The organism is Paenibacillus sanfengchensis (assembly GCF_036864765.1).
In the GTDB taxonomy this organism is placed as follows: domain Bacteria; phylum Bacillota; class Bacilli; order Paenibacillales; family Paenibacillaceae; genus Fontibacillus; species Fontibacillus sanfengchensis.
Map to the genome: position 1 here is coordinate 537,710 of NZ_JBAGJC010000001.1, position 26,563 is coordinate 564,272.

Here is a 26,563-nt window from a genome sequence, read left to right on the forward strand (position 1 = left end):
AATGCCAACCGTAACTGGTTGGCATTTTCATATACTTCCCTTCGGGTCAGTTCCGGGAACACCTTAACAACCGCCTTGCCGCTTCAACTACTACAACGATGCATCGCATCGCGATACTCCTGTGGAGATATATTGTACTGTCTACGGAACAACTTGCTGAAGTACTGAGGATTTTGATATCGCAGCTCACCGGAAATTTCATAGATTTTTTTGTCCGAATATTTCAGCAAGTAGGCCGCCTCCTCCATTTTCAGCCGGAAAATATACTCCGTGATGCTCTCTCCGGTTTCCAGCTTGTACACTCTCGATACGTAGGCGGGATTCAGATTGACGCACTCCGCAATCATGTGTGAAGTGAGGTCGGCGTATAAGTGTTCCTGGATGAAGGCCTGAATTTTATCGATCAGCATTTGCCGGTTGTCCTTCCGGCCCTTCTCACTCTCCTCGATAATTTTATCCAACACTCTATCGGTCCACTCCCGCAGCGCCTTCACCGTAGTCATTCGGCTCGTATCCAGGATGCGGTGATCATGGCCCATCAACTCAAAAAAGCGCCAGCCGTTTTTGTGCACAATATAAGTAAAAGCCCCGGATATCACGAAGAATGCCTCCATGATGTGTTCATAGGAATCGGACCAGCGGGCCTCAAGCTCATCAATCACCCGGCTGACCTTCTCCCGAAAAGCGTCCCAGCGGGCCGACTCCAGCAGTACGATCGGCAGCGGAGGCTCATATAAGCGTTCCACGATGCTCGACTCCGCAAAGGTGAGCGAATTCATGGTGATGACCAGTTCATCCTCGTTGCCGGCCAGTTGTCTCAAGGTCCCGATACTGTTCCGGTAAGTGGCGGTGAGTTCCTCCGGGAAACCAAACCAGGGGCTGACCAGAACGGATATTCTGCCCTTCAAATACATCTGCACACTGCGCTGCAATTCCCCTGCCTTGAGTTCCAATAAATTGTTCTTATTTTGCGCGTCCGATTTGTATTTCGGCTTGACCACCATCGTCAAGTAGTCGTGCGGGTCTTTTCCGATCCAAATCCAAAACTGGTCGGCAAAAACCTCTGCCGCGATATTTCCAACAGCGTATTCCATTAGGGAAAGTGTGTGGTAATCATATTCGGCAAAGGTCCCTTCCATACGGATCAACAGCAGAGCGAGAGAATCCCCCGTGTAAAACGGCATTTCAAGAAGTGCCATCTTTTCCTCCAACGACTGGAAGTCGATTTTCTTCCCTTGCAGCAAGTCTTGCAGCAGATTGCTTTTCAAGAGCGGAAGGTTCTCTTTGATGGCGGAAACCGCTTGTTGATAGGAGGCGATCCTCCCCCATTCCTCCCTCAAACCGGCGATAATTTGCGTGACGGAAGCCTCCAATTCCTCGGTCTCGACCGGCTTCAGCAAGTAATCCATAGCCTTGAATTTAATCGCCTGTTTGGCGAAATTGAAATCCGAAAAACCGGTCAGCAAAATACACTTGACCTTTTTCCATCTTTCGTGAATGATTTCGATCAATTCGATTCCCGTCATCTCCGGCATTTTGATATCCGTAATGACAATATCGACCTGGGACGATTTCAAAATGTCCAGCGCTTGCTCTCCCGAATAAGCCTTGTGCACGGTCGACACGGACATCCTGCTCCAATCCGTCGTTTCCGCCAAACTCTCCACTAAATGCTCCTCATCATCGACAATCAACACGCAATACATACGTAACTCCTCCTGCTGTAAATTAACTTTCGCTAGGCTCGTCCCATCTGATTACAACGTGGAGACCTCCCAGCTCCGAACGCGAGAAGCTCAGCCCGCTGCTTTCTCCGTATTTGATAATCAGCCGCTGATGCACATTCCACAGACCGCAGCCCATCTCTTCGTTCAGCGGAGTCCTTAGCTTTTCGGCAAGTCGCTCCATCTCGTCGTCAGTCAGACCGAATCCATCCTCCTCGACATGAATCAGGCAGATCCCTCCCTTCATTTCCCCTCTTATCCGGAGCATTGAGGAATTTTTCTTCTGCTCAATCCCGTGAACGATGGCATTTTCTACGATAGGTTGAAGGATAAGCCTAGGAATCGATAACTGCTCCATAGCCGCGGGAATGTCAATCCGATACTCCAGCCTGTTCATCCGCAGTTTGTATATTTCCAGGTAACTGTGTATCAAGTCAAGCTCCTCTTGCAATTGGATCGTCTGGTTCTCGACTCGTGTGGTTTTCCGGTAATATTTGCTTAAATGGTAGGACATCGCGATGACGGAGTCGTGGTCCTGCAGCTTTGCCATGCTGTTAATATACGCGAGACAATTGTACAAAAAATGCGGGTTGATCTGGGATTGCAATTGCTTTAGAACGGCCTCTCTGGAATGGATCTTCTCCTTGTATACATTCTCGATCAACTGTTCAATCTGCATGGCCATATAGTTGTACCGCTCAAGCAAAAATCGGAATTCGCTCTTGGGCCGAATGGAGATCCGATAGGAGAAATCTCCGATCTTGATCCGGTTTACCGCATAAATCAACTGCTGAATCGGCAGCTTGACCTGCCGGTACATAAAAGTGATCGCCACGATAACCAGCAGCAACAGCAGCCCGGTCGAGCTGTAAAAGATGTCCCGGTTTTTAATGATGGGCCCCAGCACTTCCGCTTCCGGGATGTAATCGACCAAATACCAGCCCAACTGCTTGGACTTCACGTAAAAGACTTTGTATTTCTTTCCGTCCAGCGTCTTTGTCAGTTCGCCTTTCTCCCGGTTCTGCGGGATGGTGATGTCGCCAATCAGTGCCCGCACTTTGCCCCGGTCCGATGTGGCGTTATATAAAATCGAATCACCGCCGGGAGACGGGCTGTAGAAAAAGGGATCCTGATTCCCGTCCTCAACCTTGTAGCGATTCAGCATATGTTCAATATTGGAGACTGGAAATTGCATTTCCAAAATGAAATCCGTTTCCTCGGTGCCGCCCGCTTTATGAAAAGGGTCGAATAGTGTGTAGGAGAAGACGGCTCTTTGTTTGCCTTTGCCGATAAAATTCCAACCTTGGCCGTGCGTCAGCACTTCTTTAAGAAATGCCTGTTTATTATTCATCGTATTGGTCGATACCAACAGATCAAGGCTTGTTGAATACAAGCTCAATTCATTAGGCCAAACGCTGGAAGTGCTTTGAAGAACCAGCTTCGTTTCCACTCGGTGGATAATGTTGATCTGGTCAAGGTCCAACAGCTTGCTGGACAGGTAGATACTTTGAAACTCCCGGATATCGGGGTCCTGGTTCAACATAATGGGAAAGGTGGCGAGTTTGCTGGCGTTGGTGTCGATTTCATTCACCAGAAAGGACAGTTGGTTCAAATTATAGTTCGTAATCTGCTCCTTCAGTAATGCCATCGTATTGCGATGGCTGTTGGAATACAAATACACGACGGGGATCAGGAAGAGGAAAAACAATATAATAAATTTATTAAAAAAATTCCATTTGCTAGTCATTTCGTTTCTCCTCTCGGCCTCGAGAATAAAGGAAACCATAGGGCAAATTCGGCCCTATGGTTTAAACCTCAATCTCCCTCGATATTTACTTTACCGACTGATACCAATCATTAACCTCTTTGGTCATGTCGTCTCCACCGGACGACTTCCATTCCGCTACGAATTTGTCGAATTGTTCGGGGCCAACTTTTCCGTAGATAATCTTCGAGAACACGTCCTTCTCCAACTTGTTGAGATATTCCTGTCTCTTCTTCATCGTTGGCGTTTGGCGCGTTTGGAACATACTCGGAACGGCCAAATCCTTTTGATCCATTACGATTTTGGCCGCGTCGAGCATCGCCTTCGGCGTGCCCTCCGCAATGATCTTCTCGAACGGGGTCGTCGGCGGCTCGCCGTCAGCCAATTTGGACATGGCCTTCATGTTCAAGGACGGAATTCGGGCTCCGTCAAAAGTTAGGGTATATTTGTACGCTGGAGCACCGCCGCCCGGCACCTTCGTTTCGTCCACCCATTTACCGTCCACGAAATCGTAGTCGTAACCTTTAAATGTTCCGAATTCAAACTCGCTGCCGGCTTTCCTTTCGGCGTAATTGTCAAACCAGTAATTTTGGTATGTGAAAAAGGCTTCCGGATGTTTCATATTTTTGTTGATCAGGACTACTCCGTTCCGAACGAAAGTGGTGTGGCGGCCGCCTTTGCCGTCAGGGCCAGTTGGCAGCGGGTAGGCCTTAAACTCCGCACCCTTTACGTTTTTGTTCAAATCTCCAAGCGGCCACGAAACCATCCAGTGCGGGCCGGCGATCATCCCCGCTTTTCCGGATACAAACGCCTCGGTTGCCTTGCTTTCATCCCATAGCGAAAACTCCGTTGGAATGTACCCTTTCTCTTTCCATTCTTTCAGCTTAACGAGCCCTTCCTTAACGCCGGGCTGAACGGAACCAAATTCCAGATTCCCCTCGCTGTTCAGATTCCATTGGTTCGGCATGGCGCCGTAAGCGCCGAAGAGCCAGCTGACATCGGACATCCATGTGTTAAACGCGTTCTTCGTTCCAAGCGTCAGTCCCCAGGTATCTTTTTGACCGTTTCCGTCCGGATCTTGATTGACGAAGGCGTCCATGATTTTCTCGACATCTTCGATCGTTTTCGGAGCCTGGAGATTGAGCTTTTTCATCCAGTCCTCGCGAATCCACAGCACCGGATCCGAATTATAAGCGTAGTCCAAAATAGGAATGCCGTATTTTTTCCCGTCCCTCATATAACGATACCATACCGTTGGGTCCTCATTCATGGCTTTTTTCCAGGTTTCGGAGGCATACTTGTCGAACAATTCTCCGACTTCCATAAACTTGCCGGAGTCAAGGAGCGCATCTAGAATGTCCGAATCCTCGCGCATGGCGATAATGTCCGGCATTTGCTCATCGGAGGCCAGCGCCAGGCGAAGCTTGGTAGCGAACGCATCGTTCGTGTTCGTCACCGTCCAATCGTATTTGATCTTGATACCTAACTTTTCTTCCGCCCACCGGGTGTGCACGTTGTTTTCAATGGTCTCGCCGTTCTTGAACGTCACATCCGCATTTACGCCGCGAATGGTGCTAATCGTTACCGGCGGATCGTACTTTCCGTTGACCAGCTTCAACGTTTCCTGAACCGGCGGGCTAGACGCTTCACTTCCGTTGTTTTTGCCTCCGGAGCAACCGCTCACAAGCGTGAAGGTCAATGCCGATGTCAACAAGACCGCCGCGCACTGTTTAATCGCTTTCATTTTTTCATCCCCCTGTAAGGAAATCTTGTAAATACAACGTTTATTGTAGATGAGCTCCCTTGAACTTAAAATGGCTGCTTTTTTACCTGGATGGAACAATTTTTAGATTTCGCCCCTCTTTGTAAAATTCGTGCCCTTTGGGTAAACAGGCTGCCATATCTCACATTTTAGCCCTCAAGTATAATAAGGCCACAAGCGTAAGCCTGACAATTTGAGAGGAGAATGATTATGGCGCCTGTTAGTGAAACGGCAACGCAAAATCCCCGGCGTACGGACGTTTCGGGTTCGCGTACAAAGCGCAGTAAAAGCAGTTTTGTCTTTCATTTCATGCTGCTACCGGCAGTAATTTTAACCATTATTTTTTCTTATGTTCCCATGTTCGGCGTGATTATGGCCTTCCAGGATTTCAAACCTTGGCTTGGTTTTTCCGGCTCTCCCTGGGTTGGCCTGGAACATTTCAGATTCATGTTCGAGAGAGAAGACAGTATCCAAGTAATTATAAACACTCTTATTATTTCCGTCCTCAAGATCACGATAGGGATGATTATCCCTATTCTATTTGCCATCCTGCTCAATGAAATCCGCAAAATAGCCTTCAAACGGGTGGTACAGACGTTGGTCTATCTTCCTCATTTCCTGTCATGGGTCATCTTAGGGGGAATTCTGATTGATCTTCTGTCCCCTGAAGGCGGCCTGGTGAATCAGGCACTCGGTGTGTTGGGGATCAAGCCGATTTTCTTTTTGGGAGATGGAAACTGGTTCCGGGTCACGATTGTGGTTTCAGATATATGGAAGGAGTTTGGTTTCTCCACCATCGTATACCTGGCCGCCCTGTCGGGCATAAACCCGTCGCTCTATGAAGCGGCGGAAATCGACGGAGCTTCACGCTGGAAGCAAACCCTGCACATTACAATTCCGGCCCTATTGCCGATTACGATCGTCGTCGGAACGCTCGCGTTAGGCAACATTCTAAATGCGGGCTTTGACCAGATTTTCAACCTGTATAATCCGCTCGTCTACGACAAAGGCGACATTATCGATACTTTCGTCTACCGCATGGCCATCTTGAACGGAGAAATGAGCTTTGGAACGGCCGTCGGCTTGTTCAAATCCGTCATCGGCGCGGTCATGATTATTACCGCCTATCGCTTGGCTTACAAATATGCCAATTACCGAATTTTTTAAAATCCCGGAGGTGAGGATGTATGTATCACAAAACGCTATCCTATCGCATATTCAATGTATTCAACCATGTTTTTCTGGCGCTCCTGTCCCTGCTTTGCGTCATTCCCCTGATTCACGTCCTGGCCGTTTCTTTCAGCGGAAAGGCTGCGGCGAGCGCAAATCGGGTCGGCTTATGGCCGGTCGACTTCACCCTCGACGCTTATGAAAAAACACTGGGTAACGAAAACTTTATTCAATCCTTGATCATTTCCGTGGAGAGAGTCGTTGTGGGAACATCCCTCAGCATGTTAGTCGTATTCCTGGCCGCCTACGCTTTATCCAAGGATGAAAAAGTCTTTCGCGGAAGAAACCTGTATTCCTGGTTCTTCGTGTTCACGATGTTGTTCTCCGGCGGCATGGTTCCCATGTACATCCTGATTCAAAAAATCCATTTGATGAACACCATCTGGGCTTTGATCATTCCGGGGCTGGTCAGCGTATGGAACATGATCCTGCTGCTTAACTTCTTCAGGGGTGTCCCGAAGGAACTCGAAGAGGCTTCCTTGATCGACGGGGCCGGTCACTTGACAACCCTGTTCCGTATCTACCTGCCGCTTTCCATGCCGGCGATCGCCACCTTGTCTCTTTTCACCTTGGTCGGTCAGTGGAACGACTGGTTCTCGGGCCTCCTCTATATGTCGGATTACAAGAAGTATCCGCTTGCGACCTTCCTGCAGACGATTCTCGTACAGCAGGATATGAGCAAAATGAATGTGGACCCGAAAATGCTGGAAAACATCTCCCAGCGCACGGTCAAGGCCGCCCAAATATTTATCGGCGCCGTACCGGTCCTGCTGATTTATCCTTTTCTCCAAAAGTATTTTGTCAAAGGCATTGTCCTGGGAGCGGTTAAAGAATAGAGTCATATACTATGTTTTTTCGGCTATATAGGTTGAACTAAAGAATTGGCGTTAGGCAAGGATATGAAATGGTTTCGGAGATACGTTGCCACTAACGGGAAAACCTCCCGTTAATGTATCGCTCTTGGCCCTTGGATCGGATTTAGCTGGAAAAGCTCCATCTATTTCGCGGCCCAATTACCGATATACACAATTTCGGGCGAATTAGCGGGAGGTTTTCCAGCTAATTCGCCTCTGCAGCCGCATAAGTACCAAATTAACGGGAGGAATTCCCTTTAATTTGAACCAAAGAATTAGCTGTAGGCCAAGAGTGTGAAAAGAACCCTTCACACCGCTGTCTAATATGCAAATCAATAGTTCAACCTATATAGCCGTAAACATTTAAACACAAAAAACCGTCCCCGTAAAAAATAGGGACGGTTTTCTTTTGACCATCATCCGCTTTAACCTATACTGCCTTTTCATAGATCACGCGGCCGTAGCCCTCCTGATTATAAAGCTTCCCAATGAGTCCTAAAGAACAACTTGTACAGCCGCTTCCAAGCGATTTTCAACAACATGTACACCGGGATCACGACCAGCATGCCGATGATGCCAAACCAGTTGCCGCTACCCAATACAAGAAGAATCGTGGTGACCGGATGGATGTCCAGTTTTTTTCCGAAAACATAAGGAGATATGACATTATCCTGAATCTGCTGCGCCAGCAAAATTATGACCAACGCCCAGACGCCGGTCGACGGGGACTGAATCAAGCCGATGATGACAATGGGAATGGCGGATATAATTGCCCCGAACAAGGGGATGAAGTTTAAAATGACCGCGATCGTCGTCAGCAGGAGTGCATAAGGCAGCCCGATCGCCAAAAAGCCGACAAACATCAGAACGCCAAGGGCCGCATTCACGATGACCCGGCCGATAATATAGTCATTCAGCGCCTTGTCCATGTCCCCGGCCGCGCGAAACACCTCTTTCCGATAACGAATGGGAGAGAGCTTGACCAAACTGCGTTTGAAGCGATATCCTTCCTTCAACATGTAATAGAGCAGGATCGGGAAAGTAAACAACACAATGGCGAATTGGGACAGGAAAGAGACGAAACCGGTCACATAATTCGTTAAGAAGGAAATCCCCTTGCTCAGGTACTCCGAAAAATTAGCTGCCAAACCGGAATCGGAAGGAATAATGGACGAAAGGAAAGGCGTTTCTCCCCACTCTCTCAGTTGAGCATCCAGCAGATTCACGAATTGGGGAATGTTCTGCACCAAATTGATTAATTGGGCTTGCAAAAGCGGCCATACCCCGGCAATAAATCCGATAGCCAAAATGACCATGATGACATAAAGGATCAGGATCGCCAAAGACCGCCTGATCTTATGCCGCTCCATGTAAAGGACGACCGGACGAAGCAAATAGTAAAAAAAACCGGCCAGCAGGATCGGAATTAAAATGGCTCCAATCACAGCTTGCATCGGGAGAAAAAAGGGCCTCACCAAAGAAAATACGTAGACGATAGCCAGCAAAATCAAAACGAATTTCGCGATGCGCGTCCATCTTTCCAACAGCTTCATTCTCATCAGCACCTAACTTTCAAATAATCGGAATACAATAACTATACCTACATTATATAATCGGATGGGCCCGAAAATAAAATCGTCAGGTGGTTACATAAGTAGAATCCCACGTTCCATGGCGATCGCGACAGCTTGAGATCGTGAATCCACGCCGAGCTTATTATAGATATTGGTCAAATGCGCCTTTACGGTGCGTTCCGAAATTCCAATATCAAAGCCGATCTCTTTACTTTTATACCCTCTGGCTACGAATTGAAGAATCAGAAGTTCACGCTCCGTCAGTGAAGGCTCCTCCGTTCTTGTTGCCAGCAGGCTCTGCTCGGTCTTTGGCTTCAAACACTTTCGCCAATATGTCGGCCTGGAAAAGCGCTTCGCCACGCACCGCCGATTCAATGGTACGAAACAAGTTTTCGCGATTTGTATCTTTAAGCAAATAGCCTTTTGCCCCCAAAGCCAGTCCGTTAACCATCAGTTCATCTTCGTTATAGGTTGTCAAAATGATGACCGGAACCTGATTTTGATGATTCTTCAAAATTTCCATAGCTTCCAGCCCGCTCATTACGGGCATATTCAAATCCATTAGCACGACGTCAGGGTTAAGCTCCTTAATCCGTTGAAGCGCGACCCTGCCGTTTTCGGCTTCAGCGACAATGGCGAAGCGGTCGTCCGTTTCAAGAATCAGCCTCAGTCCTTCACGGACGATGGAATGGTCATCAACTATCAGCACTTTGTACGGATTCATATTTAGGCTCCTTTGTGAACAGGGAATTCCAAGAAAATTTGTGTACCTTCCGGATAACTGTTAATTCTGACTTCCCCCTCGATCAACCGCGCACGTTCTTGTATCCCCAGTATGCCATAATGCCCTGGTTCTTTGCCAATACGTTCTGTATTGAAACCTATCCCATTGTCCCTAATCTTGATTTGCACCCTATCGTTTTGTTCGATGATCGAAACCCATAACTTATTAGCTTGGGCATGTTTTGCTATATTTGTAAAACACTCGCTGATGATTTGCATACTATGCTCAATCAGAGTTCGGGATAAATGGCTGGAAATCTGGACATGATCAACAACCTCGATGCCGGTGGCCTGAATAAAACGGCGGATCTCGTAGGTCAGTGCTTCTTGAAAGCTCATTCCTTCTACTGATTTGATGCGCAAATTATCAATAGCGCGCCGTGCGTCGGCTAAAGTTTTACGTGCTTGGCTCATGGACCTTTGAATGATCTCCTGGGACCGCGGGGTGTTCCCTTGAGATATGAAGGCATCTGCAGCCTCGAGCTGCATGATCAAACCGGCCAAACCTTGGGCCAACGTATCATGAAGATCGCGAGCCATACGCTGTCGTTCAGTCATGAGTGTCAACTCTTCGACCTTTCGGTGTGCGGTTTCCAAATCTTTTACATAGAGTTGTGTTCGTATCCTAGCGTGCACTTGCTGAAAATACAACAAAGCATAGGCACCGGTAAGGATCACCATAAAAAGAAATATCGGGACCAGTAGTACAAGATCATAAAGTTGGCCTAAATAGAATTGAGCCGCGAAAAAAAATGAAAAGCAGCAAAGTACCACGAAGAGTATATTCTTTTTGTGATAATAAAGTCCGATGCTCTGACCGATTAATACTGGAAGAAAACCGATTAATATAGCAGGAGAGCCTCCCGGCACCAACAAAGCGCTTGTATAAATGAGAAAGCCCTGAATGAAAAAGTACAGCCAAGACTTTGTAACGGTGAGACGGTAGGCGTTCCAGTGAAGAAAAGCGTGAACGCCGAAGATAAATGTAAAGATCAAGCTGTTAAAGATAAGTAGCTCTTCAATGCTTTGCAGTATAATGGAAGCCACATAAACCAGAGATATCCAGAGAAGAATCGGAAACCGAGAGATAACCAGTTGGTCTGTTGCTTGAACTGGAGTCGTTTCTTGTCTTTGATGTAAATTCAACGCCTTCACCAGATCACCTCCATAGGCACATGATAGGTATTTCCCCCCGGTTTAAATCATACTTCAGCCCATATACCAAAGTACAGCTTGGAAAATAAGTTCGATTCGCGAATAATTAATCCCCTCTGCGTTTAAGCAGAGGGGACACTTACTTACATCGATACAGAACCGGATGAGACCGGTTGAGCGGGTTTATGTTTGCGCATTTGACGCTTTTCTTTCCACCCGGCTACCACCATGTAAATCGAAGGCACCACAAACAACGTTAAAACCGTCGAGAACATTAAGCCGAATATAATTGTGTAGGCCATCGGTCTGAACAATATGCTGCCGGCAATCGCCAGGGGCAGCATTCCGATCATGGCCGTAAGCGAAGTGAGTACAATCGGGCGGAATCGCGCACCTGTGGCTGCAATGACCGACTCATACAATCCGATACCTTCGCGTCTTGATTCCTCGATAAATTCGATCAGGACGATCCCGTTTCGCACGACGATCCCGGCGAGCGAAATAATCCCCATCATACTCATGAAGCCAATGGAAGAACCGGAGACAAAGATGCCGATGATTCCGCCGGCGGCCGCCAAATACACCGTGGTCATGACGATAATCGGTGCCGACAAGGAATAGAACTGAACCGTGATCAAAATAAAGATTAAAAAGATAACTACAATGAACAAGGTTGCCAAATCCGCGAAAATATCCGATTGCTCTGAAGTTTCGCCGCCAAATTGGAGGGTGTATCCTTCCGGAACAGGCAGATCTTTGAGCATGCCGCGGACTTCGGCGGTTAGCTCCGTTGCCGTCTTCCCTGCCGCGTTCGCTTCCACCGTTACCATACGCTCAAGGTTATAATGTTGGATTTTTTGAGTCGTGAATGACGTTTTCATTTCAGCCAACTGCGCTAGGGGCACTTGCACCCCTTGTTTATTGGTAATGTAAATTTGCTGGAACAACTGGTTAGGACTTGCTTCCTGATTAGAAACGTGTAAATTAAGGTCAACGATCTGTTTTCCGGTATCAAAGTCCCCGATATCCAGTCCGTCCCCCATAAGGCGCAGCGTCTGAGTCAGCGTGCTGTAATCGATCATATACTCATCCATAGCCGGCTTATTCATTTCGAATTCCAACGTATAGCTCTGATTTCCAAAGTTATCTTTAATACCGGTAGCGCCATCGATTTTGGCGATTTTTTCTTTGACTTGTTGGGACAGTTTTTGCAGCGTATCCAGTTCATCACCGGCGATTCGGATGGAGACGGCCGAACCGACCGGTATGCCAAGCCGGGGAACGTGTATGGATAGGGTCGCACCCGGGAACCGTTTTGTTAATTCCGCCCCCCAAGCCGGCACGGTCTTATCCAATTTAAAGCTATCCGACTTGCCCATAACCGTAATTTGCCCGACATTCGTTGCAGAAGGGAGAGAATTGGTGATATCGGAATAGATGGTTGGTGCCTTGCCGCCAATACCGACACTAATGAACTCGGTCTCAGGCTGTTTCTCGACCCACTTGGTGATATTATCCACCATCCGTTGAGTTTCCCGGAAGGTTGTGCCAACAGGCATCTCTACATTAATGCTGGCATGCGGTTCCTCGGCCTCGGGAAACAGATCAATCGGTGTAATCAGTGCCAACCCGAATGAGGCGGTACCGATGAGAAGCCCAACAGTCGCGAACATTTTTGGCCGTTTCAGCACCTTCGGAATTAAGGTGCCGGAATACCACTGGGTCGCAGCCTGAATTTGTTTGCCGAGCAAACCGGCGGGTTTTTGTTCCCAAGATTCGCTGTTTTGATCGTTTTCATTTTCATTATGAAGCAATTTGTGCTTGGCCGCTGATTTTATTCTCCGGCGCTTCTCGTGCCATTGACGGAAAATCGGTATAATGGTCAGCGACATAATCATGGACGCGAGCATGGAGCAGGAAATGACGATAGGGATCGGGCTGATGAAGGAACCGATATCCCCCGTCAGGAACAATAACGGGGCAAAAGCGAAAATCGTCGATAACGTAGCGGTCAGAATGGACACCGATACTTCCTTCGCGCCTTTTACCGCCGCAACGTCGGGACTTTCCCCCAAGACGTGAAGCCGGCGTTCGATATTATCGTTCACGACTACCGCATCATCGACAAGGATACCCAGCACGATGATCAGACCGACGATGGAAATTTCATTCAGGGAAATGCCAGTAAATGGCATTGCAATCATACCTATTGCAATTGATATCGGTATGGCCATGGCCACAACCAGCGATGTCACCAGATTGAGCCCCAGTGTGCAGATTAGAATGACGGAAGCGATTGCGATCAGCATTTCACGAATTAGCTCGCCGAACATTTTGCTGACAACCTCTTCTTGGCCGAAAGCTCGGCTAAAATGCACGTTACTTGGCAAGCCCTTCTTGAGGTCATCCAACTTGGCCGAGATCCGCTTATCCATCTTCGGAACATCGGAGCCGGTCTGCGCGGAAACATTGATCGATATGGCCGGTTTTCCGTTGTAATACGCCAGATAAGTTGAGGCTTTATCCGCCGTTTGAACTTGACCCACATCTTTCAAATATATAGGGAACCCGCTCTCGCTTCTGGAAATCAGCACTTCATTCAACTCTTCGGCCTGTTTCATGTCGGGAACTACCAATTCGTAGCTGCGCGATTGAAATTCCAGCGCCCCCAGTGGAGTACGGTTGTTCATATTCTTGACTGCCTGTACAATCTGCTCCCAGGCGATGCCGTATTGCTCCAGTTTCTGCAAATCGATTTGAATGCGCACTTCCTTTTCCGGGATCCCACTGATCTGTACATCCGCTACACCGCCAACTTGGCGTATCTTGTCCCGCCAATCGATCATCTGGTCGTTTAAGGCATACAGCGCATCTATCTTATCCGCGTAAATTACATAGGAGCCGATAAAAGAAGAGAACAAATCGTCATTAACCATGGGCTGTATAGTGCCGTCCGGCAAGTCTGCTGAGGCATCTTCCACCGCTTTCCGCAATTCATCCCAAGTCGCTTTGGCATCCGCGTCGGGATAAGCGGTGACTGTAATGTTCGAAACACCGCTCGAACTGGTAGATTCTATTTTTTCAATGGTCTCTACCTTTTTAATAGCCTGTTCCAACACCTTTGTTACCGACTGCTCCACCCGCTCCGGGGTCGCTCCAGGAAAAACCGTCGTAACTACCGCGTTTTTTATCACCACATCCGGCATATCTTGACGCGGTAACCGGGTAGCGCTAAATATCCCGAAAACAATGAACATCACAAACAGCAGTAATGTAATTTTGCGTTTTTTAACGGAGTACTCAATCATTTGGCGTTTTCCTCCAAAATCGTTATTGCATCCCCGTTAAACAAGCTATCCGCCCCGGAGCTGACAACCACATCTCCTTCTTTCAGCCCCGATGCGATACTTTGTCGATTGTCTTCGCTTAAATGAGTGCCAAGTTTAACGATCGTCTTTACGGCCTTGCCGTTAACATATCTGAACACATAAGGCTCCTGGCCATTGCTGATTACTGCTCCGACTGGAACGAAGATACCTTCCTGCTCCGAAACCGACCTGCCGGCCCGGACCACTTGCCCAGGAATCCACTGATGCTTGGGATTGGGGACATTGGCCTCCACGCTTATTGTTCCGGTCCCCTGATTGGTTACCGGGGAAATCCGCTTTACGGTACCCTGCAACGCAACTCCGTTCTGTTCCAAGGTAAGGGATTGTCCCACTATCCATTCTGAAGCTTGATCATTTGGAACAGGAATCAATACCTTTAATGTATCAATAGATCCGATGACAAACCCTTCCGCTCCTGCTGAAACCGTCTGCCCAACAACAACCTTTTTATTCAAAACAGCCCCGCCAACAGGCGCGATCAGTTTGGTTTGGGACAGAGCTAATTCAGCCTGCTGCTGCTTGGCGACCACTTGATCATAAGCAGCTTGCGCTTGCGTTAATGACCCTCTTGCTTGAGCAACTGCGGCCTCTGCCGAGCTCTTTCCGGCTTTGGCTTGGCTTACCGTGGCATTAGCCGTTCTGATCTGCTCCGGCGTCGCGCCCTCGGTTAACTCGGATAGCGACTGCTTGGCGTTATCGAGTGCGGTTTCCGCATCCTTAAATTGGACTTGAAATTTCTCGTATTCATCCAGCGATATGAGTCCATTAGCATACAAATTTAAATACCGGTCCGCATCCGTCTTTAATTTATCATAAGCTTTTTGTGCTTGGGTGACGGCATTTTGGGCCTGGGCAAGCTTTTGTGCAGACGCTCCTTTCTTTACGGTTGCCAAGTTAGCTTCCGCTGTTTCCAACTGGGCGGCCGCACCATCCACTTGGGCCTCCGCGGCAGCGACTCCCGCTTTCGCAGCGTTTAATTGACCTTCGGCTTGCTTCACGCCCTTTTGCGTTTGCTTCAGCTGCAACTGCGCGGCCGCGTCATCAACGACAGCCAATACCTGTCCTGCCTTTACCTCGTCTCCTTCCTCTACCCATGTTTTTTTGATTTCGCCGGCTGCTTGAAAAGAAATACTAGCCTCCTGATTTGGCTTTAAAGTTCCGGATAAATGATACGTTGCAGCCAACGGTTCCTTTTTGACCGTGATAACTTGTACGGCGGAAGTGGCATCTTCTCCATTTGCAGCTTTCTCTTTATTCGAACCGCACGCTGCCAGAATCATAATAATAAGTATTGAACATAAAACCGTCGTCCCGCGTCCTTTCATCTGGTTCTTCCCCCCTGATCCGTTTTGTTCATGATATTTTGTTGTTGTCTTCCTGATCTCTGCGGCTTATTATAGGCGTTCCATCCCCGAATAAAATCGTGCTTTAGTACATGTACCTAAGGGCAAAAGGGCATGTACGAAAGTACAAATTGCGCGGATGAATTTGCGGATGATAGCATGGAAAGCAAAACAAACACCAATGTCACATGTAAGGCTTGGGAGGGAAAGGTAGAATGGCTATGAAGCGAAGTTTGTCGGTAATGATGTCGTCCTTGCTGAGCATGGCCCTTTTGGCGGCTGGACCGATTTCGGCCTATGCGGACAGTAATGAAAACGATAATTCCATTCGTTCAGGGAAGGAGGCCACGAGCAGCGGGGTATTAAAGGAGCACTTTATCGATTCGGGTACCTTGGCGCCGTTAAAACGCTTGGATCTGGATACGGTTTTGAAACTCGCGCTGGACTATTCTCAAAATTACAAGCTATTGACTTTTAAAATAACCGCCCTTAAAGAAAATGAAGGAAACCTCAAAGAACAAAAGAAAAAGCTTGATGAATCCACTTCCGGCGGAACGGGGGGCTCCTACACTTTGCCGGAATCACTGGAGGAAATTCAAAAAAAGTATGAGGACTTCCCTGAGGAACTGCTTCCGTCCCTATATCCGGTTCTGGAGACCAACGCCGTGGTCAATCAGTTGATCAACGGACTCGGCAACATTGCCGATGCCATGAACAAACAATTGCAGGGTCAGCGTGACCAGTTGATCCTTTCTCTAAAACAAATCGACATCGAACAGGCCAATACATTGCTCGATCTGGAGGAAGCCAGAATAGGGATTCAATTGCAAATGACTTCGCAGTATGTAGATTTGCTATCGCTAAAGAAGCAGGTTCGTACGAACGAAGCCTATTTGGATGTTCTAAAAACGGATGTGAAGCGGGCCGAGTTGATGCAGGAGCAGGGGATGACATCGGCGGCAAAAGTCACCGAAGCGCAAAGGGAGGTGGAGAAACAGGAGCAGCAACTGAATCAATTAAGAAACAAGTACCTTCTTGCCCTGGTTCAGCTCTGCTTTGACCTCGGCGTAGCTTACGACCCGGACATTGAGCTGGGGGATTTGAGGGAATTCTCCGCGCAGCCCGTTACCCAAATGAGCCGGGAGCGGATTTTGGAGAAATCATTTGAGATGAAAAGACAATGGAACTCCATTATATTGGCGGAGCAGCAAAAAAGTCACACCGACGCCGCGAACGAGGACCAGGGGGATTATCTAGAGACAAATGTTCGGATCGCGGAGCAGCAGGCGGAGAAATCGCGCATCGATCTCAATAAAAAAATCGACCAGTTATATAGCAATCAGGAAACCGCCTACCAGGCTTATCAAAACGCGTTAAAAGACTTGAATAATGCGCAACTGGATGTTCAACATATAACAGTCCGTTACAACAATGCGCTTGTATCGCGTCATGATTATGAAAAATCCAGCTTCAGTCTGACCCAGCAGGAGGCTCAGCTGGAACTGGCCAGACTGCAGCTTTATGTCGCACAACGTGCCGTTGACGCGCTGGAAGACGGGTTTATTATGTAGGTTAAACGCAAAAGAACCGCCCCATGTATAAAACGTGGGACGGTTCTTTTCATTTTCCGAATCCAACCTATATTACCTTTTTCATATCTAATACTATTTCTGTCTGTTTATTTCTTCTATATAGTTTACCAGCAACTAATTGTTAGGTTCAAATTAAAGGGAATTCCTCCCGTTAATTTGGTGCGTATGCGGCTTCAGAGGCGAATTAGCTGGAAAACCTCCCGCTAATTCGCCTGAATTTGTGTATATCGGCCATAGGGCCGTGAAATAGATGGAGCTTTTCCAGCTAAATCCGATCGAGGAGCCAAGAGCGGTACATTAACGGGAGATTTTCCCGTTAATGATGTAGACTCCGACGGTAGGGCTTTATATCTACAATTGTGACTGCTGGCAGCGTATCTCCGAAATCATTTCAATCCTTGCCCAATGCCTCCATACTTTAAAACCTCACGAGCACTTGCTGTACCCGCAATTGCTGCAAGTTTTGCAGCCCTCGATGTTGATCAACGAGGCGGAGCCGCAGGACGGACACAGGTCTCGCGAGGTGGCAACCGCGCCAGCATGGGTATGGGAAGCGGAGCCGTTATCCGCGTGCGCATGCTCGGCATGCTCTTCATGATGTGCGATCGTGGCCGCTACCGGAGCGGGATCGTGGTCCCCGTAAGGCCCGTTCTGCACATGGGTTTCCAGCGCCTTGGCCACGGCGTCCGCGATCGATTCGACGCGGTTCGGGCCGAACCCGATGGCTCCGGAGCCGCCGATGCCTTTCAGGTGCTTGATCAGCAGTTCCACCTTGTGACCGTGATCTCCGTAGCGCAGGAACAGGGAGCACACGCGGCCCAACGCTTCCGCCATCGCGAACACATCGGAGCCCGCTTTGCCGACGTTCAGGAAGATCTCGCTTGGTACGCCGTTCAAATCATTGATCGTAATGTACGCCATACCGAACGGCGTATTGATTTTGTAGGTCGCCCCGTGCAGCACTTGCGGGCGTTTCTTGTACTGCTTGTCGAGCAACTCCTGTTTCGAGGTCCCCTCGGAAACGGCCAGGCTTTGGTTCAATCCGTTCAGCGCCTTCGCTTCCGTTTCCAAAGCCTCGCCTTCGGATCCGGTTTTGGCCGCAATCGCCGCCTCATCGGCCCCCGATGCCTCATTCTTCGCGTCGGCGTCTTTCTCTTCTTTCTTCTCCGTCTGCAGCACCTGAACATCGCGGCTTCCGTCGCGGTAAATCGTCACGCCTTTGCAGCCAAGGTCGAACGCCAATTCATACAGGCGCTTCGTCTCTTCCACCGTGAAATCGGCCGGACAATTGGCCGTTTTCGAAATCGAGCTGTCCACCCAGCGCTGGATGGCGGCTTGCGCACGGATATGATCCTCGGCCGACAAATCCATGGCGGTGACGAAGTAGTCCGGCAGCGGTTCGCCCGGATGGGCGTCCATCCATTCCTGGGCGATCGGCACGAATTGCTCGTCGAAGCCCAAGCGGCTTTGACGGTAGTATTTAAAGGCAAAGTACGGCTCGATCCCGGTCGACGTTCCGACCATCGTCCCCGTGCTGCCCGTCGGCGCCTGGGTGATGATCGTGACATTGCGGACGCCTTTTTCGCGGACGGCTGCCCCGACTTCCGGATATACCCCCGTCATCACTTTCATAAACCCGCTTTGCAGATATTTATCCGCTTCAAACGCCGGGAAGGAGCCCTTCTCCGCCGCAATCTCGGCGGAAGCGAGGTAAGCTTCCTTGGCGATGAAGCCGTACAATTTATCGAGAAACTTCAGCGATTCCGGGCTGCCGTAGCGGATGTTCAGCTTGATCATCAGTTCGGCAAGACCCATCGTTCCCAGCCCGACGCGGCGCTCTTTCTTCTGGTTTTTCTCGTTTTCTTCAAAATGGTACGGCGTTTTGTCGATGACGTTATCCAGGAAACGCACCGAATAGCGGGTTGTGGTCGCGAGCTCGTCCCAAGCGACATCATGGTTTTCTTCATCGTAGAATTTGGACAGGTTCATGGCCGACAGGTTGCATACGCCCCAACCCGGCAGCCCTTGCTCACCGCACGGATTCGTACAGATGATCGGGTTAAAATACCAGCTATTCGACATCTGATTGTAATATTCCATAAATACAACGCCCGGCTCGGCGGATTTCCACGCCGATTCGATGATCGTATGCCAAATGTCGCGGGCTTTGACGGTCCGGTAGTGCACCACGTTGCGCCCGGCCGCTTTCCATTTCTCCAGATCGCCGTCCCAGACCTCGGTGTAATCATCATACGTCGTGTCCGGGAACACGAGTTCCCAGTCCAGATCTTCCTTGACGGCTTTCATAAAGGCGTTGCTCACGCATACCGACAGGTTGGCGTTCGTTACTTGGCCCATCGTTTGTTTGACGGTAATAAAATCGAGCACATCGGGATGCCAGTCGTTGATCATCAGCATCAGGGCGCCGCGGCGGCTTCCCCCTTGTTCGATCAGGCCGGTCGTGTAACTGAACAGTCCGCCCCAGGACACGGCACCGCTCGAAGATCCGTTGACGCCTTTAACCACGGCGCGGCGGGGACGCAGCGAGCTGAGGTTAATGCCGACTCCGCCGCCTCTGGCCATAATCTCCGTCATTTCCGACAAGGTTTCCATGATCCCGCCGCGGCTGTCTTTCGGTGAAGGGATCACATAGCAGTTGAACAGCGTCAGTTCCTCGCTCGCGCCCGCCCCGGCAGCGATCCGTCCGCCCGGCACCAGCTTCCAGTCGTCCAGAATATAGCGGAACTTCTCGCGCCATTCCTCTTGCAGCTCCGGCGTTTTCTCGACCGAAGCCATCGCGCCAGCAAGCCGGTCCCACATTTCTTCCGGCGTTTTCTCGATGTTGAGCGTCAGCTTCTCCACATCGGACTCCACCAGTTCGCCCTTACGCGTCTTGACCGTCACGGTCCGCCCGTTCCGGGCCACGACTTCACCGACTTCTTTGGTCGGAAACTTCGGATCGTCTTTGGTCAGAACCAATACCACGTCGCCTACCTCGGCATGACTCGGGTCCGCGTCCTTCCAGGCATACCGGTCCAAAAAGATTTTTTCGCTAAGCCCTTCCAGGCGTTGCTTATGTTCTGTTTTCAAAGAAAACACCCTCCTCTAAATATGGTCGGCGCAAGCTTCGGAATCTAAAATGATCGAGTGCAAAGGCTCGAAGGTTACGCTTTGTCGATGATCGCAAAAAAATAGCGGCCACAGGCTCTCGAAACGCCCCGCAATTCCCTTAAAAAACGTGAAATCCGGGCTTTTCCCTACCAACCTATAACCGGAATGCACACGATAGAAACGGTATATCATATGTAAAAATCACAACATATTGTGTGCGAATACCATTATACTATACAATATCTCGTTGTCACGGGAATTCAGCATGAAATTTTAGCCAAGAAAATGGGTCAAGCCCGACCGATCGCCGAATTCCTCCCCCATCCTCTTTTTTTCGAGCCGCCTTCTATGAAAATTGCCCTGAAAACCGGCCGCTCAGCCGTAAGGTTATGAAGTATCCCGATTTCGTCCATACTACTCCTTAATGTGAGCATTCACCAGACGCTGGCCCCGGTCAGCCGACACGCAAAGGGAGGTTTTACATCATGAATCCTCATGCCCCGGGTTCCGTCACCGCCGCTGCCGCTTCGACAACCGCCGTTCCTGGCAACATAACGGTCGAGTTTGACCGCAGTTGGTACGAAGACCTGGAAGCACGGCTGGACAAAGGCGGCCCTTGGGACGATTGGAAGCTGTTCAACCTCGCCGGTCAGGCCGAAGAAGCTTCGCTCGTCACCACTTTTGAAGAAATGCTCTGTCTGAAGCATCTTCAGGAGGTTACGCCGCTCCCGCATCAAACCGAAACCGCCCGCAAAGTACTGTTCGAGATGCGCGGACGGGCCATCCTGGCGGACGAAGTAGGCTTGGGAAAAACGATCGAAGCCGGCCTTATTCTGAAGGAATATATCATCCGCGGACTGGTCCGGAAAGCGCTCATTCTCGTCCCGGCCTCGCTTGTGCTGCAATGGGTGCGCGAGCTGAATCAGAAATTTGGCATTCCCGCCGTCGCACAGAAAAAGGCGCATTCCTGGCAAAACGACGTCGTCGTCGCCTCCATAGACACGGCCAAGCGCGAACCACATCGCGAAATCCTGCTGGGCAGCGAGTATGACATGGTGATCGTGGACGAAGCGCATAAACTGAAGAACAAGAAGACAACCAACTATCAATTCATGGTGCAACTGCGAAAAAAATACTGCCTGCTTCTAACCGCGACCCCGGTTCAGAACGACATGGGCGAGCTGTTTAACCTGATCACGCTGCTCAAGCCCGGCCAACTCGGAGGACAAACCGATTTTGCGTCCAATTTCGTCTACGACAAACGGGTCCCCAAAAACGAGGGCCAGCTCAAAAGCGAGCTCGCCAAAATTATGATCCGCAACCGCCGTGGAGACGGACAGTTGGAATTTACGAAACGCAATGTCAAAAATATCGATGTCCATCTCTCACCCGAAGAAATGGAATTATACGATGGTGTTACTTCCTTTGTCAAAGACCAATATCATGCAGCCGGCGGCGACCTGAACAGCATGCTCTCCCTGGTGACCTTGCAGCGGGAAGTATGCAGCAGCCGGGACGCCGTGTTCGTCACACTCGTCAATCTGTCCAAGAAGCTCGCTCCCGATTCGCCCCTGCGCGATAAAATATGGGACCTCGTCGGCATTATCAAAAAGATCCAGGCCAACAGCAAGGCCGAAAAAGCGATGGAACTGATCGGGCAAATGGACGACAAGGTCATCGTTTTCACCGAATACCGGGCCACCCAGGAATATCTGCTCAAATATTTCCGCGACCGGAACATGAGTGCCGTCCCCTATCGCGGGGGTATGAACCGTGGCAAAAAAGACTGGATGATGGACCTGTTCCGCGGCCGGGCCCAGGTTATGATCGCGACCGAAGCCGGCGGCGAGGGGATCAATCTCCAATTCTGCCATCAAATGATCAACTTCGACCTACCCTGGAACCCGATGCGTGTGGAGCAGCGGATCGGACGGGTGCACCGGCTCGGACAAAAAAACGACGTTCAAATTTACAACCTGTCAACCAAGGGAACGATCGAGGAGCATATCCTGAATCTTTTGCACGAAAAAATTAACATGTTCGAAATGGTCATCGGGGAGCTCGACGTCATTTTGGAGCGTTTTGAAAAGAACGATTCCCTGGAAAAAAGCTTATATAAGATTCTGCTGGAGTCCGGCAGCCAGGAGGAAATCGCCAGCAAAGTCGATTCCCTGGGCCAGTCGCTTCATTCGCTCCGTCACGATCTGGGGGCCGAAGGGGATCCAGCCGGCAAAAACATGGCGATCCAGCGGCTGCTGGGAGGTTGAGCGGATATGGCCATGACCAAGGAACAGATTCGCGATTTTGTGATGACTTATCTGGAGACGACGGAATGCCGGTTTCTGGAAAAATCGCCGTACCACGTCACCGTCAAACTGTCTCCCCGGGCGGACCGCGATTTGACCAACCGGCCGTACTACTGGGGTTTCATCGAACGCACGGGGACCGAGCCGGAAACGATGACCTTCTCGTTTATTTTCGATCCCGAACGCCACCGGGAAACCCAGGAGGAATCGGGCGGGGCCGCGGACGCCGGGGAGGATTCCCTAATGTCCCGCCACTTCGGCGCCGTCCGCCCGCTGCCCATTCTCGGGCCGGGCCGGATTCAGCGGGAGGAGCTACATTTTGGCAGCCCCCGCCTCAAACAGATTTTTGCCGCGGTCAAGCAAGGCGGACGCAGCATCTATCTGTTTGAGGACCCCGGCCCCCTCCAGCGGGACACCTTGCTCTCCGCCGCCTACGAGCCTTGGCTGGGCGTCCGCTTCAAGCTCGAGTTCTGCTGCGACATGAAGCGGGAGGAGCTGCATTTTCTCGGGGTATCCTTGCGGACGGGACAGATTGCGGATCCCTTCTCCCCCCGGCTGGCGGGGAAAGCTTTCGTTCCGCGCGTCCCCGAGAATATGCACGTGCTGCCCAGCCAGTTGACGCTGGCTCAGGGGCTTCAGGCGCTGGAGAACGTGATCGGCGAAAGGCTGGGCCGCTGCGACAGCGCCTGGGCGGACGAAGCCCGGGAAAGGCTAAGCGAGGAATTGTCGCTCATCGATGCATATTATAAAGATCTGCTGGCCGACCCGGATGAAGAACGAAAAAAGGCCGTCGCGGAACAGTACGAGGCCCGGCGAGGAGAAATCCGCTGGCAGTACGAGCCGAGAATTGTCGTTTCGGCGATCGGCAGCGGCATCTTTCATCTGCGTTCGCCGGGTTAGCCAGACATTGACCTCCCTCGCTAAAAAAAAGCAAAAATAGAAGCTGTCCGCGCTTTAGCCGCGCGACAGATTGCAGCAACCTTTTCAAGCCGTCCCAAGTACAATGGGACAAGCACCTGGGATATTTGACAGCAGGGGCGCGGACCCGGCGTCCCGCATTCTAAGGAATAGCGGGTGATCCGTTGATATGCTTTCGCAAAATTGTACAAAACGCAACCGCTTCATCAAACTTTTGCTCTGCCTCGGCCTAATTTTCGCCGGAAGCAGCCAGCTTCTTCCCGGTTTTCAAGCGGCGGTGAACGCGGCCGCCGAAGAAGGCCGCTCTGACAATCCAGCCCCCGCCGGACTGCGAAAATTTGCCGAAGAAGCATCCGCCCTTTTGGCGGGAAGCGAGCCGTTTACCGCTTGGGCCGGAGCCGCGATGGTGATCGAGCCGCTCGGTCCGGGGACCCGCAGCTGGCTGATAACGTTAACAAAGGGACAGGGCAAAGCCATTCAGCCCCTTGGGTATATGATTATTAGCGCCACGCCGGACGGCGAATACAAATTGATCGAATACGGCTGCGGCGCGGAATCCCTTTACGGGAGCGGAGCTCTCCATTCCGGCCTTTCCGGCCTCGGGTTGTCCAAAGGAAGCAAATCGGCTTCCGGGATCACTCCCGTCTACGGCGGCCCGGTTCTGGCGGCCTGGATGATTTCCTCCCAAGCCGGCAAAGCGGGGAAGGTCCGGTTCCTGGATGCCTTGACCGGAGAACTGCTGCCGGAGAGCCGGGAGAGCTGGGCCAGACAGTCCGCCAAGTACACTCCCCCCGCCTCGGCGGTCGGAAGCGCGAAGCAGGGCTGGACGCCGGGGAAAGCGATCCGGCTGGCCGATCCGTTTGATCCTTACGATAATCTGTTGTGGATCACCGGGAAAGACAAGATTCATCTTAACACCGGTAATCTGGAAAATGCCTTCGCTCAGCAACGCCGTTTCGTATTTGCCGCCACCGGTCCCAAGCGCACTTATTCCGTTCCATTGCCCGTTATCGGCTATCAAATCTGGAGTCCTTCTCCTCCTTCCTCCGGCAGCGCGGCGGCGTACATGTTAACGGGAACCGAAGATTCCCCCAGATGGATTGCCCTGGATGCCTTGCTCGCGAGCGGCAGCTTTCTGGCGATGCCCGATTAATCCGTTTTCCCTTTATATGCAAAAAGGCAGCGAGTAGAGTTGTTCTACCGCTGCCTTTCTTGTTTGTTTCGTTTCCACGGCAATTGTTCCATCCATAGCGAGATCGAAAAGGGGATCATCCCGAACCACCGATTGGTCCACGGCTCCCGCTCCTTAGCCCGCTCCCGCCGTACGTCGCGCGGCGTCTCGACATAGTCGACAAACCGCTCGGTAATGTATTTCACCAATTCGTCGCCTTTGGCCATGATACTTCCCTCCCGGCAAGCAAGATCTCTATCCCTATTGTGCACCGAACCGCCGGAACATAAACAGGCGCACACCGTATAAGCCTCCTGAGCATGCATGTTTTTCCGGGGATGTGATCAAGCTAAACGCAGAAAAGAAGGAAGGCGCGAAGCAAGCTTCATTCTCGATCGAAGGGTGAGAACATGCTGATAAGAAAAATCGGGCTTCTGTTCACGGGATTCGCCCTGGCCGTCAACCTGGGCAGCCCCGCGTGCTCGGCCGACCCGCTAACCGAAAAAACCAAGGACCTGCGTCACGCCTTCCCGGTACCCGTGATCCTGATCGATGTCGGGCACGGAGGCATCGACGGCGGCACCGCATACGGCGACACCTTGGAAAAAGACATCAATCTGGAAGTCGGCCGCAGACTATACATGGTTCTGCGCAGTCACGGATATCGGGCGATCCTGAACCGCACCGGCGACTACGCCCTCAGTGACGAGAACCGCTGGCTGAACAGCCGTTCCCGACATATGCGGGATCTGGCCCAGCGAAGAGGCTTAAGCGAGCAGCTCCCCGCCGCGATTGTAGTCAGCCTGCACGTCAACTGGGCCAGAAACACGGCGAGGCGGGGACCGCTCGTCCTGCACCAGAAGGACGGGCGAAGCGCCATGCTGGCGGGATGTCTGCAGCACGCACTCGAAGATCTGTTTGACATGCCCGGCTCGCGGCTTCCGGAACTCGGCAAGCCTTTCTATTTGCTCAATCATGTTAAAGCCCCGGCCGTGATCGTGGAGACGGGCTTTATCAGCAACGCCGAAGACCGCGCCATGCTTACGAGCAAGCGCGGTCAACAGAAGCTGGCGGAGTCGATCTACGCCGGGATCGCGGAATACTTTACGGTGATGTAAACGAAAGGCCCCGGACCCGCTCCGGGGCTGATTTGTTCTTAAGCCAGCTCCATCTTATGCAAATGTTTTGTCATCGGCGGGAATGCAAAGCGACTGGAGATACTGTTCAACGATATCCTCGAGCCGGTCCACGGGCAGTCTCTCGGGCTGCATGAGCCGGTGTACGGCCAGCCCGTCGATCAACGCGTACAGCTTCTCGGTCTCCAGCTCAACATCCAGCCCGTTTCTGGCCATCCCGCTTGCAACCAATTCCTGGAGCGCGTATTGGGACGCTGTAAGCAATCCGTCCTGCATGCTGGCGCTCAATTTTTTCAACTCCGGGTAGACCAGCGTCTTGGCGTTAAAAGAAAACCAAACCTCCATTTCCAATGTTCTCTCTTCATCCACGGGTAAAAACTGCAGCAGCATCCGTTTCAAGTCATACACAATCGGCCCTTCGATTTCGAACTTGGCGAGCCTTTCCTCCACCCGTTCCACAAACAAATTCATGCAAAAGGCGAACAATTCTTCCTGCGAGGCAAAATAATGGCGCATGGAACCGACGGAAAGGCCCGCCTCCTCCGCAATTCTGCGAACGGTAGCCCGCTCCAGCCCCGATTCCCGAATGACTTTTAGAGCCGCCTCGGCGACGATACGCTTTTGTTTGTCATGATCCACAATTTTTGGCATGGGCCTATTATACTCTCTTTTCTTTTTTGGTACAACGTGCTAAAATGATTTTCGTAGTACGTTGTGCTAAATAAACAAACGATGTGGAGAGGAAAACCA

17 protein-coding genes and 1 pseudogene are annotated in these 26,563 nt (G+C 50.7%); 7 read left to right on the plus strand and 11 right to left on the minus strand.

The window, feature by feature from the left end; all coding sequences use genetic code 11:
* Positions 1 to 83 precede the first annotated feature (83 nt).
* The 3 genes from V4U84_RS02530 to V4U84_RS02540 all read right to left on the minus strand — a co-directional run bounded on the left by V4U84_RS02530 (position 84) and on the right by V4U84_RS02540 (position 5,233).
* Entirely contained in the window at positions 84 to 1,706 is a 1,623-nt protein-coding gene (locus tag V4U84_RS02530) for a response regulator (RefSeq protein WP_334076713.1), read from the minus strand.
* A 22-nt stretch (positions 1,707 to 1,728) separates the two neighbouring features.
* On the minus strand, positions 1,729 to 3,471 hold the full coding sequence (locus tag V4U84_RS02535) for a sensor histidine kinase (RefSeq protein WP_334076714.1): 1,743 nt from the start codon (positions 3,469 to 3,471) through the stop codon (positions 1,729 to 1,731).
* 85 nt (positions 3,472 to 3,556) lie between these two features.
* Complete coding sequence (locus V4U84_RS02540; RefSeq protein ID WP_334076715.1) at positions 3,557 to 5,233, minus strand: extracellular solute-binding protein; 1,677 nt, start codon at positions 5,231 to 5,233, stop codon at positions 3,557 to 3,559.
* A 327-nt stretch (positions 5,234 to 5,560) separates the two neighbouring features.
* On the opposite strand from V4U84_RS02540, the gene V4U84_RS02545 reads away from it, so the two are divergent.
* On the plus strand, positions 5,561 to 6,418 hold the full coding sequence (locus tag V4U84_RS02545; RefSeq protein ID WP_334076779.1) for an ABC transporter permease: 858 nt from the start codon (positions 5,561 to 5,563) through the stop codon (positions 6,416 to 6,418).
* Between the two features lie 20 nt (positions 6,419 to 6,438).
* Positions 6,439 to 7,317, plus strand: a complete 879-nt coding sequence (locus V4U84_RS02550) for a carbohydrate ABC transporter permease (RefSeq protein WP_334073201.1) — start codon at positions 6,439 to 6,441, stop codon at positions 7,315 to 7,317.
* Positions 7,318 to 7,808: 491 nt separating this feature from the next.
* Here the strand turns inward: V4U84_RS02550 and V4U84_RS02555 are convergent, their stop codons facing one another.
* From V4U84_RS02555 to V4U84_RS02575, 5 genes and pseudogenes are all read right to left on the minus strand, one after another.
* A complete protein-coding gene (locus V4U84_RS02555; RefSeq protein WP_334073202.1) occupies positions 7,809 to 8,894 on the minus strand; it encodes an AI-2E family transporter in 1,086 nt (361 codons plus the stop codon).
* 87 nt (positions 8,895 to 8,981) lie between these two features.
* A pseudogene (locus V4U84_RS02560) lies at positions 8,982 to 9,633 on the minus strand (response regulator transcription factor).
* A gap of 2 nt (positions 9,634 to 9,635) precedes the next feature.
* Complete coding sequence (locus V4U84_RS02565) at positions 9,636 to 10,847, minus strand: sensor histidine kinase (protein WP_334076716.1); 1,212 nt, start codon at positions 10,845 to 10,847, stop codon at positions 9,636 to 9,638.
* 143 nt (positions 10,848 to 10,990) lie between these two features.
* Entirely contained in the window at positions 10,991 to 14,155 is a 3,165-nt protein-coding gene (locus tag V4U84_RS02570) for an efflux RND transporter permease subunit (protein ID WP_334076717.1), read from the minus strand.
* A complete protein-coding gene (locus V4U84_RS02575) occupies positions 14,152 to 15,561 on the minus strand; it encodes an efflux RND transporter periplasmic adaptor subunit (RefSeq protein ID WP_334076718.1) in 1,410 nt (469 codons plus the stop codon). The genes V4U84_RS02570 and V4U84_RS02575 overlap by 4 nt, the downstream gene beginning before the upstream one ends.
* A gap of 233 nt (positions 15,562 to 15,794) precedes the next feature.
* Between V4U84_RS02575 and V4U84_RS02580 the strand changes: the two genes are divergently transcribed.
* The gene (locus V4U84_RS02580; RefSeq protein WP_334076719.1) at positions 15,795 to 17,150 is read left to right on the plus strand and encodes a TolC family protein; all 1,356 of its coding nucleotides are present in this window, start codon (positions 15,795 to 15,797) and stop codon (positions 17,148 to 17,150) included.
* Between the two features lie 447 nt (positions 17,151 to 17,597).
* Here the strand turns inward: V4U84_RS02580 and V4U84_RS02585 are convergent, their stop codons facing one another.
* On the minus strand, positions 17,598 to 20,261 hold the full coding sequence (locus V4U84_RS02585; protein WP_334076720.1) for an adenosylcobalamin-dependent ribonucleoside-diphosphate reductase: 2,664 nt from the start codon (positions 20,259 to 20,261) through the stop codon (positions 17,598 to 17,600).
* A gap of 506 nt (positions 20,262 to 20,767) precedes the next feature.
* Here V4U84_RS02585 and V4U84_RS02590 point away from each other — a divergent pair.
* The 3 genes from V4U84_RS02590 to V4U84_RS02600 all read left to right on the plus strand — a co-directional run bounded on the left by V4U84_RS02590 (position 20,768) and on the right by V4U84_RS02600 (position 24,659).
* Positions 20,768 to 22,549 (plus strand): DEAD/DEAH box helicase, encoded by a 1,782-nt coding sequence (locus V4U84_RS02590; protein WP_334076721.1) that lies wholly within the window; start codon positions 20,768 to 20,770, stop codon positions 22,547 to 22,549.
* A gap of 6 nt (positions 22,550 to 22,555) precedes the next feature.
* Positions 22,556 to 23,488, plus strand: coding sequence for a YqhG family protein (locus tag V4U84_RS02595; RefSeq protein ID WP_334073210.1), 933 nt, complete (start codon positions 22,556 to 22,558; stop codon positions 23,486 to 23,488).
* A gap of 187 nt (positions 23,489 to 23,675) precedes the next feature.
* Positions 23,676 to 24,659 carry a hypothetical protein gene (locus V4U84_RS02600; protein WP_334076722.1) on the plus strand — a complete coding sequence of 328 codons (984 nt, stop codon included), beginning with the start codon at positions 23,676 to 23,678 and terminating at the stop codon, positions 24,657 to 24,659.
* Between the two features lie 44 nt (positions 24,660 to 24,703).
* Here V4U84_RS02600 and V4U84_RS02605 read toward each other — a convergent pair whose 3' ends face one another.
* On the minus strand, positions 24,704 to 24,904 hold the full coding sequence (locus V4U84_RS02605) for a YqzE family protein (protein WP_334073212.1): 201 nt from the start codon (positions 24,902 to 24,904) through the stop codon (positions 24,704 to 24,706).
* A gap of 183 nt (positions 24,905 to 25,087) precedes the next feature.
* On the opposite strand from V4U84_RS02605, the gene V4U84_RS02610 reads away from it, so the two are divergent.
* Positions 25,088 to 25,795, plus strand: a complete 708-nt coding sequence (locus tag V4U84_RS02610) for an N-acetylmuramoyl-L-alanine amidase family protein (RefSeq protein WP_334076723.1) — start codon at positions 25,088 to 25,090, stop codon at positions 25,793 to 25,795.
* 54 nt (positions 25,796 to 25,849) lie between these two features.
* Here V4U84_RS02610 and V4U84_RS02615 read toward each other — a convergent pair whose 3' ends face one another.
* Positions 25,850 to 26,464 (minus strand): TetR/AcrR family transcriptional regulator, encoded by a 615-nt coding sequence (locus V4U84_RS02615; RefSeq protein WP_334076724.1) that lies wholly within the window; start codon positions 26,462 to 26,464, stop codon positions 25,850 to 25,852.
* Positions 26,465 to 26,563: the final 99 nt, after the last annotated feature.